Source organism: Acinetobacter sp. V2, from assembly GCF_001188385.1.
GTDB lineage: Bacteria > Pseudomonadota > Gammaproteobacteria > Pseudomonadales > Moraxellaceae > Acinetobacter > Acinetobacter oleivorans.
This window is the reverse complement of the sequence record NZ_JZFB01000001.1, coordinates 1,280,823-1,294,010: the sequence shown is the minus strand read 5'-3', so window position 1 is coordinate 1,294,010 and position 13,188 is coordinate 1,280,823. Positions and strand designations below refer to the sequence as shown.

Annotated in this window: 13 protein-coding genes and 1 pseudogene; 8 read left to right on the top strand and 6 right to left on the bottom strand. The window is 38.9% G+C overall.

Annotation, left to right across the window (positions count from 1 at the left end; genetic code table 11):
• Positions 1 to 50: 50 nt before the first annotated feature.
• Positions 51 to 470, bottom strand: coding sequence for a glycine zipper domain-containing protein (locus UC75_RS05920; protein WP_005306721.1), 420 nt, complete (start codon positions 468 to 470; stop codon positions 51 to 53).
• Between the two features lie 196 nt (positions 471 to 666).
• Positions 667 to 1,569: a LysR family transcriptional regulator gene (locus UC75_RS05915; RefSeq protein ID WP_049837011.1), complete on the bottom strand. Its 903-nt coding sequence runs from the start codon at positions 1,567 to 1,569 to the stop codon at positions 667 to 669.
• A gap of 119 nt (positions 1,570 to 1,688) precedes the next feature.
• Here UC75_RS05915 and UC75_RS05910 point away from each other — a divergent pair, with 119 nt between their 5' ends.
• The 3 genes from UC75_RS05910 to prmC all read left to right on the top strand — a co-directional run bounded on the left by UC75_RS05910 (position 1,689) and on the right by prmC (position 4,723).
• Positions 1,689 to 2,528 carry a type 1 glutamine amidotransferase domain-containing protein gene (locus tag UC75_RS05910; protein WP_049837349.1) on the top strand — a complete coding sequence of 280 codons (840 nt, stop codon included), beginning with the start codon at positions 1,689 to 1,691 and terminating at the stop codon, positions 2,526 to 2,528.
• 291 nt (positions 2,529 to 2,819) lie between these two features.
• Positions 2,820 to 3,908 (top strand): peptide chain release factor 1, encoded by a 1,089-nt coding sequence (prfA, locus tag UC75_RS05905; protein WP_049837010.1) that lies wholly within the window; start codon positions 2,820 to 2,822, stop codon positions 3,906 to 3,908.
• Positions 3,908 to 4,723 (top strand): peptide chain release factor N(5)-glutamine methyltransferase, encoded by an 816-nt coding sequence (prmC, locus tag UC75_RS05900; protein ID WP_049837009.1) that lies wholly within the window; start codon positions 3,908 to 3,910, stop codon positions 4,721 to 4,723. The genes prfA and prmC overlap by 1 nt, the downstream gene beginning before the upstream one ends.
• A 2-nt stretch (positions 4,724 to 4,725) precedes the next feature.
• Here prmC and UC75_RS05895 read toward each other — a convergent pair whose 3' ends face one another.
• From UC75_RS05895 to UC75_RS05885, 3 genes are all read right to left on the bottom strand, one after another.
• Entirely contained in the window at positions 4,726 to 5,565 is an 840-nt protein-coding gene (locus UC75_RS05895; RefSeq protein ID WP_049837008.1) for an ABC transporter permease, read from the bottom strand.
• Positions 5,566 to 5,568: 3 nt separating this feature from the next.
• The gene (locus UC75_RS05890) at positions 5,569 to 6,543 is read right to left on the bottom strand and encodes an aliphatic sulfonate ABC transporter substrate-binding protein (RefSeq protein ID WP_049837007.1); all 975 of its coding nucleotides are present in this window, start codon (positions 6,541 to 6,543) and stop codon (positions 5,569 to 5,571) included.
• A 242-nt stretch (positions 6,544 to 6,785) separates the two neighbouring features.
• Positions 6,786 to 7,814: an AraC family transcriptional regulator gene (locus UC75_RS05885; protein WP_049837006.1), complete on the bottom strand. Its 1,029-nt coding sequence runs from the start codon at positions 7,812 to 7,814 to the stop codon at positions 6,786 to 6,788.
• A 169-nt stretch (positions 7,815 to 7,983) separates the two neighbouring features.
• On the opposite strand from UC75_RS05885, the gene UC75_RS05880 reads away from it, so the two are divergent.
• Complete coding sequence (locus tag UC75_RS05880) at positions 7,984 to 8,754, top strand: 3-hydroxyacyl-CoA dehydrogenase (RefSeq protein WP_049837005.1); 771 nt, start codon at positions 7,984 to 7,986, stop codon at positions 8,752 to 8,754.
• A 19-nt stretch (positions 8,755 to 8,773) separates the two neighbouring features.
• Positions 8,774 to 9,910: pseudogene (locus UC75_RS05875) on the top strand (acyl-CoA dehydrogenase family protein).
• A gap of 137 nt (positions 9,911 to 10,047) precedes the next feature.
• Here UC75_RS05875 and UC75_RS05870 read toward each other — a convergent pair.
• The gene (locus UC75_RS05870; protein ID WP_049837004.1) at positions 10,048 to 10,626 is read right to left on the bottom strand and encodes a flavin reductase family protein; all 579 of its coding nucleotides are present in this window, start codon (positions 10,624 to 10,626) and stop codon (positions 10,048 to 10,050) included.
• 173 nt (positions 10,627 to 10,799) lie between these two features.
• Here UC75_RS05870 and UC75_RS05865 point away from each other — a divergent pair, with 173 nt between their 5' ends.
• The 3 genes from UC75_RS05865 to UC75_RS20350 all read left to right on the top strand — a co-directional run.
• Positions 10,800 to 11,576 (top strand): HesA/MoeB/ThiF family protein, encoded by a 777-nt coding sequence (locus UC75_RS05865; RefSeq protein ID WP_004791496.1) that lies wholly within the window; start codon positions 10,800 to 10,802, stop codon positions 11,574 to 11,576.
• Positions 11,577 to 11,634: 58 nt separating this feature from the next.
• Positions 11,635 to 12,933, top strand: a complete 1,299-nt coding sequence (locus UC75_RS05860) for an ABC1 kinase family protein (protein WP_005306693.1) — start codon at positions 11,635 to 11,637, stop codon at positions 12,931 to 12,933.
• A 15-nt stretch (positions 12,934 to 12,948) separates the two neighbouring features.
• Positions 12,949 to 13,188: dihydroneopterin aldolase (locus UC75_RS20350; protein WP_228137114.1), on the top strand; the 240-nt coding region annotated here is incomplete at its 3' end.

Below are 13,188 nucleotides of genomic sequence, written 5' to 3'. Positions count from 1 at the left end.
CCTAATAAAAAAGCACCCGAAGGTGCTTAGAGTCGTTTCATCAAATTTGATTAGTGATGACGACGGTGTTTTTTCTTCCAGTGTTTAGAAGATCGATCATAATCGCGGTCTTTAGAAATTTTATTACCTAAAGCAGAACCACCCGCAGCACCTAAAGCAGCACCGATGTATCCACCGTTTGTACCACCCATGCTTTTACCAACAGTATAGCCAGCACCACCACCTAAACCACCGCCAATTGCAGATTCTGTACGGTGACGACGGTCACTTGCAACTGCTGCACCACCAGCACCACCTAAAGCAGCACCAATTGTTGCGCCAGATGTACCACCCATGCTTTTACCAATTGCTGTACCAGCAACACTACCTAAAGCAGAAGCAGCTGCTACATGTGTTGTGTTGTCAGCATGGGCTACAGTAACCATAGAAGTTGCTAAAACAGCACTACATAACCAAGCATTTAATTTCATTTTCTACTCCGTGTCCTTAGCAGCAGGACGCTATATCTTTTGTTACGGCAAATGTAACAAAACACGTTTCTCAAAATATGGAGAACCATCAATTCATTATTGTAGTTTAGTGTCTGGTTTGTATGTTTTCTATTAAAATAGAATATTTAATACCCATATAAATAAATATGAGTCTCATTTAATTTTAATGAGTTAATTACTCGCGATCTGAACAGAGAAAATTGATCAAAGCTCTTGTCGCAGAAGACATATGTTTATGCTGTGCATACAATAAAGAGAAGGGGCGTGAGTGACCTGCATAAGTCTCAAGTAAAGGCTGTAATTTTCCTAGTCGAATTTTTTCATTAACAATAAAGTTATAACTCTGACATATCCCTAATCCATTTTCAGCAAGAGAAACTACACCTAAAATATCTTCTTTTACTAAAATCCGATTTGTTGGTATCCACTGAATTTCATGATCACCATCTTTAAAGAACCATGGGATTATTTTGCCACTACTTGGTAATTCAAAAGCGATACATTGGTGATGATTTAACTCTTCTAAAGTCTGAGGAATGCCCTCGCGCTTTAAATAATCTGGAGAAGCAACCAGTTGAAGAGGGGCAAGTTCTAGCGGTCTGGCCACAAGAGAGCTATTAGGCAGATGCCCTTGACGAATGGCTAAATCAAAACCCTCAGCAATTAAATCAACATTGCGATTAGAGATGCTGATTTCAATTTGAATGTCTGGATATTGCAAAAGGAATTTTTCTAATAAGGGTGGTAAACGATAGTGTCCATAAGTTGTAGGAACACTTAATTTGATTTTCCCAGAAATTTGCAATTGTTCGCCTTGAATTACACGCTCTGCATGGTCAATTAACTGAAAAGCATGCTGCATTTTTTCGTAATAAAGTTGGCCTGCTTCCGTCAAGCTCAGATGGCGAGTCGTTCTTCTAAAAAACTGAATACCCAATTTTTTCTCCAGCCGTGTAATTGTTCTACTAATGACTGAAGGTGTGGTAGACAAATGAATTGCAGTTGCACTAATAGAAAGCTTTTCAGCCACAATTAAAAACACTTCAACATCGGCAAGATGATCAAATTGACGAGACATTTTGTCCTCAAACGCAAAAAATATTTGTAAATGTGGTTGTTTTTCTACCTTGCTGGCAAAAATAGAATATATCGATCCCAGTTATAAATCCAGCACAAGGCTGGAATGAAGGTCGAATGATGAAAACACTTAGTAAAATCATGTTTGCAGTAATTACAACTTCAGTGGCGTTCAGTGCAAATGCCGCTCATGTATTAGTTGTATTGTCTGATGAGGGGCAGCTAGAGCTAAAAAATGGCCATATTTTTAAAACTGGTTTTTATTTAAATGAGTTGATGCAGCCTACAAAAATGCTTTTAGATGCAGGGCACACAGTAACTTTTGCTACCCCAAAAGGGAAAGCCCCAACTTTAGATGAGTCATCAAATAGTGCGATGTATTTTAATCAAGATGAAAAAGCATTAAAGCAATATGCAGGCTTATTGCATGATCTAAAGTTAACATCTGCTCAAGATTCTCCAGTTTTAAGCCTGTCTCGTATTGAGCAAATTGGTATTGATCAGTTTGATGCTATTTATATTCCAGGTGGACATGCACCTATGCAAGATCTATTAAAAGATAAACAGCTTGGGAAAGTTCTGACAGCTTTTCATCAAGCTAGAAAACCTACAGCACTGGTTTGTCATGGCTCTATAGCTTTGATGTCAACATTACCTAATGCTTCGGAAGTGGTTAAGCAACTTGAGCAAGGCAAAACTGTAAAAACTGGTGAGTGGATTTATAAAAATTATCGGATGACTGTGATTAGTAACCAAGAGGAAGAGCAAGCGAAGGCTTTATTAAAAGGTGGTGAAATGAAGTTCTATCCACAAACGGCATTACAGTCAATTGGGGGTAAATATCAAAGTAATACAAGTGCATGGACTCCAAATGTGGTGGTGGATCGTGAACTTATTACAGGGCAAAATCCGGCCTCAGCTATTCTTGTCGGTAAAACATTATTAGAAAAATTAAAGTAAATAGACAAGATAATAGAGGTTTTAAAAATAAAGCCTCTATTACTAGTTGAGTGAAAAACGTGGCTTATTATTTTTTATAGCGAAAGCTAAATTATAGGCGAGTAAATAAATCTCATCTGAAATCATTATATCGATAAGCCTTTACTTACGGTGAAAGTTGATGAATTGGCTGATTATATATGTCATTTAAGTGGCATAATCTGTAAACTATGCGCTATTTTTACGATTTTGCTTATCTTCTATTTATATAGCATTTGATAAGCTTTTTGGACTTTTGAGATATTTCCTTTTATGAAAGCGTCACTCCGTTTACGACTTGATCAACTCTGTGATCGACATGAAGAACTTACCGCGTTGCTTGCAGATGTGGAAGTCATCTCCGATAACAAACGTTTCCGTAAATTGTCTCGCGAACATAGTGATTTATCTGAAATTACCGAAGTTTGGGGCAAATACCGTCAAGCAGAAGAAGATATTGAAACTGCTGAAATGATGAAGTCTGATCCTGACTTTAAAGATATGGCAGAAGAAGAAATTCAAGCAAATAAAGATTTGCTTGTAGAGTTAGAAAGCCAGCTCAATATTTTGATGATTCCAAAAGATCCAAATGACTCTAATGCAGCTTATTTAGAAATTCGCGCTGGAACGGGTGGTGATGAGGCTGCAATTTTCTCTGGTGACTTATTCCGCATGTACAGTAAATATGCCGAGACACAAAATTGGCGTATTGAAGTCCTTTCTGAAAATGAAGGTGAGCATGGCGGCTTTAAAGAGATCATTTGCCGTGTAGATGGCGATGGTGTGTATGGCCGCTTGAAGTTTGAAAGTGGTGCTCACCGTGTACAACGTGTTCCAGCGACTGAGTCACAAGGCCGTGTTCATACTTCTGCTTGTACAGTTGCAATCTTGCCTGAAATTGATGTTGATACTAACGTTGAAATTAATCCGGCAGATTTACGTATTGATACTTACCGTGCATCTGGTGCAGGTGGTCAGCACATTAACAAAACCGATTCGGCGGTACGTATTACCCACATTCCAACAGGTACAGTAGTTGAGTGCCAAGAAGAACGTTCACAGCATAAAAACAAAGCTAAAGCGATGGCCTTGTTAGTATCACGTTTAGAAAATGCAAAACGTGCAGCAGCCGATGCAGCAACTTCTGAAATGCGCCGTGATTTAGTGGGTTCTGGTGACCGTTCTGAACGTATCCGTACGTATAACTATCCACAAGGTCGTATGACTGACCACCGTATTAACCTAACTTTATATAAGTTAGACGCGATTATGGAAGGTGATTTAACTGAATTGCTCGATAGCTTACATCGTGAATATCAGGCAGATCAGCTTGCGATGCTTGCACAGGAAAATGGCGGCTAATGAATATTGCTCAAGCGCTTGCAATTCGTGGTGAGCCTGACAGTTATGAACGACAAGAAAATGCTTGGTTACTTGAGCATTTTCTAAAAATCAATTCGCTTGAATTAAAGTTTAGACTTGAGCAAGAGTTAACTGCCCAACAAGAGCAAGACTATGTAGCTGGTCTTGAACGTATTCAAAAAGGTGAACCTTTAGCTTATGTAACGGGTTCACAGCCATTTTGGACGCTCGATTTAAAAGTAACATCTGATACTTTAGTGCCACGACCTGATACTGAAATTTTAGTTGAAACCGTTTTAAATCTAACTTTGCCAAATACTGCAAATATTGTTGATTTAGGAACGGGGACAGGTGCAATTGCGCTTGCGTTAGCGAGTGAACGTCCGGATTGGTTCGTCACAGCAACTGATATTTATGCACCTACTTTAGAAGTCGCAAAAGAAAATGCATTAGCTCATAATTTGCAACGTGTAAAATTCGCTTGCGGCGCGTGGTTTGAAGCACTAGAGCCACAAAAATTTGATTTAATTGTTTCTAATCCGCCGTATATCGACCCTGAAGATGAACACATGCAAGCTTTGGCTACAGAACCACGCCGTGCATTGGTTGCAGACCATCAGGGACTAGCTGATATTGAAATTATTATTGCTCAAGGTAAGAACTGGTTAAAACCACAAGGCTGGATTGCACTAGAGCATGGTTATGATCAGGGGCAAGCTGTTCGAAATATATTTGCTGAGCATGGTTTTAGTGAGATTAAAACCATTCAAGACTATGGCCAAAATGATCGAGTCACTTTGGCATGCTGGATTTAAAATTACTTTTGAAGTGTATCTCGCCAACGTAACAACCAATTTTCGATAAGTTTCATTAAGGTATCGGTTACTTTACCCAATAGGGCTAATAAAATAATTGCAATGATAACAATATCTGGTCGAGAGGTTTCTCGGCCATCACTGAGTAAATAGCCAATCCCTTGAGTAGCTGCAATCAGTTCAGCTGCAATCATAAACATCCAAGATAAGCTTAAGCTGTTGCGTAAACCCGTTAAAATGCCCGGAGAGGCTGCCGGTAAAATAATAGATATAATCCGCTGAAAAGCATTAAGCCGATAAACTTTTCCAACTTCAATGAGCTTTCTATCTACATTATGAATTGCTGCAACTGTATTGGTGTAGGTTGGAAAAAATGCTCCGATTGCAATCAATGTAATTTTAGAACCCTCATCAATTCCTAACCAAAGTAATAGCAAAGGGATCCACGCAAGACTTGGAATTGATTTAATTGCTGAAAAGGTCGGTTCTAAATAAGCTTCTGCTTCTTTACTTAATCCAACCCAAATTGCAAAAATTAAACCTAAACCGCTTCCTATAATAAAACCCAATAGAACACGCCATGTACTAATATAAATATGGGCAAATAGATCGCTATGAGCTAAATCTAAAAAAGATTGCCATAAACTAGTCGGTGCAGGGAGTAGATAAGCATCGATATATCCATTTCTGACTAAAAATTCACAAGCTCCCAAAAAGATGAGTGGGATGAGTAGCGCTTTAAACCAACGTGTAAATTTATTGTTTAAATGCTTTTTCTGCGATTTTAAAGCCTGCTGAGCTAAGAAATGATTTAGCTCAGCTTTGTTAAGTGAATCACTCATATACTATTTCACGACTTTTTGAGCAAAGCGAGGATCTAACAACTGATCAACCACTTGATTGACGTTAGTACCTTTTCTAACCAAGTCTTCTTCTGTCAAAATTTTCCCAGAACGTTTTAGCGCTTGTGCTTGAGTTGCCGATGGAATGCTTTGATCAAAGTTGGTTCGACTCAATTGTAGCTTAGCCACAGGTAGAGGGAGTTTTGATTCTTGAGCTAAAAGTGCTGCCACTTTATCTGGATTGGCTTTTGCCCATTTTCGGGCTTGTTCGTAGGCTTTAATAACGGCTTCAACCGCTTCAGGGCTTTGCTTTGCAAAGTCTTCTTTCACACTAAGCACGCTATAACTATTAAATGCTACATTACGATAAAGTAATTTCGCGCCCGATTGAATTTGAGCTGAAGCCATTAATGGATCAAGCCCCGCCCAAGCATCTACTTGACCGCGTTCTAATGCAGTTTTTCCATCGGGGTGCTGTAAATGAACCAGCTGTACATCGCGTTTACTCAAGCCTACAGTGTCTAGCGCTTGTAGTGTAAATAAGAATGGATCGGTTCCTTTGGTGGCTGCAATTTTCTTACCTTTTAAGTCTTTTAGGCTTTTAATTGGTGAGTCTTTTGCAACAACAAGGGCGGTCCATTCTGGTTGGCTTTGTACATACACAGTTTTAATTGGGCTACCATTCGCTCTGCTTAATACAGCTGCTAATCCGGCGGTAGAAGCAAAATCGATGCTATTACTATTGAGATATTCTAATGAACGATTGCTGCCTTGACTAAAAACCCATTTAATTTGAGTATTTGGGAGTGATTTCTCAAGAAGTTTTTGATCTTTGACGACTAAACTGGTTGGTGCGTAGTAAGCATAATCAAGTTTAAGTGTAGTCGGAATTGCTGCAAAAGCAGATGAAGTAAATACAAACCCCAATGTTGATGCCAACAAAGTCTTTGATAAAGAAAATTTTGATTTTAAAGACATGATAAAAATAGAACCGAAATGAAATAAGAGATCATCCTTTCACGCGTTTGATGGCTTACAAACTTAGTTATTTTGATTTGTAAATCAGATTGAAAGATAAAAGTTTAGATAAAATTATAAATCACTGTTTCTATAGTGATTATTAAGTTTTAAGTAATACACTTATCTGAAATATTGAATTTAAAAGACATAAATATCATAAGTTTAAGGTTTTATGCCTCAAGCTTCATTGAGTGTGGATTTTATTGCTTGTGTGCAGTTAAATTATCTCGATACGCACCTGGACTGACGCCAGTCCATTTTTTAAAGGCACGGTGAAAGGCGCTTGGATCTTGGAAACTTAAATCTTCACTAATATCTTGAATTGAATCATTCGTTTTACTTAAACGTTCAACGGCAATATCACATCGGATTTCATTTTTAATTTGTTGATAACTGCCCCCTTCATGTTTCAGTCGGCGCTGAATGGTGGCTTCTGAAATATTGAGTTGTTTTGCCACATCTTTGAGTTCGGGCCATTGGGCGGGATGGAGTTTCAATAAATGACGGCGAATAAGAACGCTCAAGGCATTTTCATTTTTAAAGCGAACTAAAAGATTTTGTGGAGTTTGTTCTAAAAAATCATAAAGCGCTTTTTTATCTTTTTTAATTTTAATATCTAAATAGTGGGCATCGAATTCAACTCGATTTATCTCGGCATTAAATTGAATATCTTCACCAAAACGTACGAGATAATCCTGAATATCGCTCGGTTTAGGACAACGTACTCTAATACTATTTAAGCCAATTCGTTGGTCTACTAACCAGCACATAAGTCCGTGTACTAATATTAAAAAGGTTGCATAGGTAAACATGCGTTTAGGTTGTTCACGATCATGAATCACCAAATAAGCTTTTTCTTGATCTCGTATTAATTCTCCACGCATGTCATCAAGCACAAAGTTAAAAAATTTCAAAATATCGTGGAGTGCCTTTTCTAAAGTTTCGGCTGTACTGACAAGTTTAGTCAATAATTTATAGCTGCCACGACGCATGGGATGACTATCCATACCAAAAAACTCATCGTTCATGGCGTTGGCAAGCTCTATCCATAATTGGGCATATGTCGTAACAGGTACACGAGCCTTTGGAGACATCAGTAATTCAGCGGGAATGCCTGCTTTATTTAGAATTATTTGTGTATTTAGGCCTTTGGCATAAGCCGCACTCAGTGCTTCATGTACTAGTGCAATCGAAATTGTGCCTTTACTTAAAGAAGATTGGACAACCATGTCAAAGACTCATATTTTCTTCATATATTTCAAGTGAAATACTGCATATTTAAAATTTGGATTGATCAAAAGCTGCAAACATTTTGAGGCTTTTTGAAATTGTATCGGAAAACAACAACTTTTACTCTCACTACTAAGTTTAAAGAACATTTCTATAGGACATTACATAATGAAAATTCAAGGGAAACATTTCGTGATTACAGGTGGTGGCTCTGGTTTAGGTGCTGCTACAGCTGAGTATTTGGTAAAGCAAGGTGCTTCAGTCACATTGGTCGACATGAATGTAGAAGCAGGCGAGCAGCAAGTAAAACAGTTGGGGCCAAAAGCTGACTTTGTAAAACTTGATGTAACCGATGAAGCTGCTGCTGAACAGTTCTTTAAAGATATTTTAGTAAAACATGGTCGTTTGCATGGCTTAGTAAACTGTGCCGGTATTGGCCCTTCAGCAAAAGTAGTTGGCCGTGAAGGTGTTCATGATTTAGCATTATTTTCAAAAACACTGCAAATTAATGTCACAGGCACATTTAACATGCTGCGTTTTGCAGCAGATGCAATGAGTAAAAATACGGTTGAAGCAGATGAAGAAGACCGTGGCGTTATTGTAAACACTGCTTCCGTTGCAGCATTTGACGGTCAAATTGGTCAGGCAGCTTATTCTGCATCTAAAGGCGCTATTGTTGCCATGACTTTGCCGATTGCTCGTGAGCTTGCGCGACATGCTATTCGTATTATGACCATTGCACCGGGAATTATGGAAACCCCAATGCTTAAGGGCATGCCACAAAATGTGCAAGATGCTTTGGGACAAATGGTGCCATATCCATCTCGTTTAGGAAAACCCGAAGAATTTGCTCGTTTAGTTGGGCATATTGCTGAAAATTCATATTTAAATGGTGAAGTCATCCGTCTAGATGGTGCGATTCGTATGGCAGCAAAATAATAAAAATAAGGGGATTTGAATGATTCTAAATGCTGAGCAAAGTATGGTTCAGGAGATGATGCGTAACTACTCGCAGAATCAGTTAAAACCAACAGCCGCACATCGCGATAAAACCCATGAATTTCCTGCTCAGGAATTAAAAGATTTAGGTGCGCTAGGTGCTATGGGCATGACTGTTCCAAATGAATGGGGCGGTGCGGGAATGGACTATGTATCTTTGGTGCTTGCAATTGAAGAAATTGCCGCAGGTGATGGTGCTATTTCGACTATCGTAAGTGTACAAAACTCATTGGTTTGCGGTATTACACTGGCATACGGTTCAGAACAGCAAAAATAAACCTATTTGCCAAAATTTGCATCTGGTGAATGGCTAGGATGTTTTTGTTTAACTGAGCCTCATGTTGGGTCCGATGCGAGCGCGATTTTATGTAAAGCCGAGCGAGATGGTGATCATTGGATTTTAAATGGCGTAAAACAGTTTATTACCAGCGGTAAAAATGCCCAAGTGGCTTTGGTGTTTGCGGTTACAGATAAACAAGCTGGTAAAAAAGGCATTTCGTGCTTTCTTGTGCCGACCAATACACAAGGTTATTTGGTGACTCGAATTGAAGACAAAATGGGCCAACATGCTTCAGACACAGCAACCATTACTTTTGAGGACTGTCGAATTCCGTTAGAAAATTTGGTAGGGCAACAAGGTGAAGGTTATAAAATTGCACTATCTAATTTAGCTGCTGGACGTATTGGGATTGCTGCTCAATCTGTTGGAATGGCAAGAGCTGCTTTTGATGCGGCTGTGCAATATGCAAATGAACGTAAGGCCTTCGGTGTAGAGCTGGTTCAGCATCAAGCAGTTGGTTTTCGCTTAGCTGATATGGCAACCCAAATTGAAGCTGCACATCAGTTGGTTTTGCATGCTGCAACTTTAAAGGATGCGGGACTACCTTGTTTAAAAGAAGCCTCAATGGCGAAACTCTTTGCATCAACTATGGCTGAGCAGGTGTGTTCGGATGCAATCCAGATTCATGGCGGTTATGGCTACGTGAGCGATTTCCCTGTAGAGAGAATTTATCGTGATGTTCGTGTAAGCCAGATTTATGAAGGGGCTTCGGATATTCAACGTTTGGTGATTGCTCGTGAAGTTGCTCAAGTTTAAATACGAGATTTTAAAAATAGTCACTGACTGCAAAAGACCGCAATTGTTATGCGGTCTTTTGCCATTGAGCAGAAATTTTCTAGTTTGAATTCAATTCGATGAAATTCAGAAAGTTAAGTAAAGTCAGTTTTTTTTGATTAAAGCTGAGCTTTGACTTCTTCACCAATTAAATAAAAGGTTCCTCCAGCAATATAATGCAGGCTTCGAAGTTCTTTCGGTGCATTTTGAAAATGCCAGTGCCCATCTCTAAAAACGCGGCTATCTGCCCATGCACCCACAACAGAACCAATAAATAAATCATGAGCTGACTGATTATGCGGTTCTGGAATAAGTTTACAGACAAGCCATGCAATGCAACCTGATACAAGCGGGCTACTCAGGTCTTCTTGATAGAATAGCTCAACTCCGCAGTGCTCAAGTTTTTGTGGATCATCTAGCTTACTAATGGTTCCAAGCTGATGAGTCAGATCGAGCTGTGCATAGCAGGGAACTTGTAGTGTGAAATAGCCACTTTGCTCAACGAGCTGTCGGGTTTTAGTACTTTTATCGAGAACCACGGACACTTTGGCTGGTTTGAACTCTAAGGCACATGCCCAAGCGGCAGCCATTACATTGCGGTCATCACCATGTTGTGCAGAAACTAGGACAGTTGGACCATGATTTAACAAACGATAAGCTTTTTCTAACTCTACAGGTGCAATATATGATTGCGTCATATTTAGCCTAAGTAATAAAGAAAATAGATATTTCTATTGTTGCAGAAAGCTTGATAGATGCAATGTTGGTAAATAAGGTTTATTAGAATAAAAAAGTTGTTTCTATTTTATAGCTTTCATAATAACGAACTTAGTCATAAAATCATTTCGCTTCTAAGTGAAAGGATTAACGCGTGACCGAGCTTCAAGATATCGATTTTGTAGAGTTAAGTGATGAAGAAATGCATCTCTATAGCCGTCAGATTTTACTTGATGGATGGGATATTGAAGCTCAGGAAAAACTCAAACTTGCTAATGTACTGATTGTAGGTGCGGGTGGAATAGGCTGTAGCAGTGCAGAGCTACTTGCGCGAGCAGGGGTTGGGAAAATTACACTGATTGATGCAGATACTATTGAGATAAGTAATTTACAGCGTCAAATTGCATTTGGTCATGAAGATATCGGACGTTATAAAGCAGAAATTTTGGCTAAACGTTTACAGAAAATTAACCCTTATATCTGTGTTGAATACTATAACGAACGGTTAGACGAACATAACATTGATAGACTGGTTGAACACCAAGATGTGGTTTTAGATGGATGTGATAATTTTACAACCCGCTATTTGGTAAATGCAGCTTGTAAGAAACATCAGGTCGCATTAATTAGTGCTTCAGCAATTGGTTTTCAGGCACAAATGTTTATGGTTGAAGGAGATTCAGCTTGTTATGAGTGCCTTTTTCCGAAAGAACAACATAGCAATGAAGGACTGCGCTGTGCAGAATCAGGGGTACTTGCGACTACTCCTGTAATGATAGCGTCATTACAAGCACATCACACTTTGCTGTATTTAGGTTTAAATCGTACACCTTTAAAGCAGAAACTATTATTGTGGGATGGTTTAAATATGACACAACGGATTGTTAGTTTTGATAAAGATGTAAATTGCCCACTTTGTCAGGCAAGCTAATCAGTAAATTAAACAAAATTTGCTACACTCAACCTGAATGATTTGGTTTTGAAGAAATATGAAAAAAAATATTTTGTTTGATGGGTTACGTTCCGTCGCCCGCATTGGTGAAACAGCAGTGGTTGCGGCCAAAGCTGGAATTAAATACGCAACTGAAAAACCAAGTAACGCCAAACTCATGCGAGAGACTTTTGAGTCACTTGGTTCAACTTATATTAAGCTTGGTCAGTTTATTGCGAGTACACCATCACTTTTCCCACGAGAATATGTAGAAGAATTTCAAGGTTGTTTAGACCAGACTCCAACACTTCCATTTAGTTATATTCAAGGTGTGCTTGCATCTGAGTTTGAAGGGCGTGATTTAAGCCAGATTTTTAGCTATATCGATGAAAAGCCATTAGCTTCTGCATCAATTGCTCAGGTTCACGCAGCTAAACTGACTACAGGTGAAGATGTTGTTATTAAAGTACAAAAGCCTGGCGTTGAAACCATTTTATATACAGACTTAAGTGTGGTGCATTGGGCTGCCAAGCTGCTTGAGCGTGCGGTACCAAAAATCAAATTTGCTGCTCTTTCCGAAATTGTTGATGAAATTAAAAGCCGTATGGTTCGTGAAGTCGATTTCATTGAAGAAGCACAAAACTTAGATGACTTTATTGAATATCTGAATATTTCACAAAACAAAGCTGCGACTGCGCCTAAAGTTTATCATCAGTTTTCTACACGTCGTGTTTTGACCATGCAACGCCTATACGGTGTGTCTTTGACTGACTTTAGTGTCGTAAAACAATATGCTAAAGATCCATCGCAAGTACTAATTACTGCCATGAATACATGGTTCGGTAGCCTCATGCTATGCAAGAGTTTCCATGCGGATTTACATGCTGGAAACCTAATGTTGCTTGAAGATGGTCGAATTGGTTTTATCGATTTTGGTATTGTCGGTCAGTTAAAGCCAGAAGTCTGGACGGCATGTATGGCCTTTATGGATGCATTGCAAAAAACTGATTATCAGGCAATGGCTGAAAATATGCTGAAAATGGGTATGACTCATAACAAAGTTGATGTTGATGTATTGGCACAAGATTTAGAGCGCTTATTTAATGGCGTATTAATGTCTGATCCTCAACAAATTCTCGCTTCAAATCCAGCTGATTTAAACGATATCATGATGGATATGGTAGGGGTTGGAGAGCGCCACGGGATTAAATTCCCACGTGATTTTGCCTTGTTATTTAAGCAAATGCTTTATTTCGATCGTTTTATGCGCGTACTCGCACCATATACTGATATTTATGCAGACCAACGTTTGAAAATGGTTCAAAATATGGAACCTGCTTCGTTGTTAAAGCACTAAGGTCAGTTTAAATTTATGGATGCCATTATTATTGAAGGCTTGAAGGTTGAGACAGTGATTGGCTGTTTCAACTGGGAAAGACAAATTATTCAACCTTTAATGTTGGATTTAACCATCCATAATGATTTGAGCCGAGCAGCGCAGTCTGACAAACTTGAGGACACACTCAACTATGCCCAGATTTGTGAGTTATCGGCTCAAACCATTCAACAAGCCAAACCTGAGTTAATTGAGCACGCAGCTCATCTTGTTTTG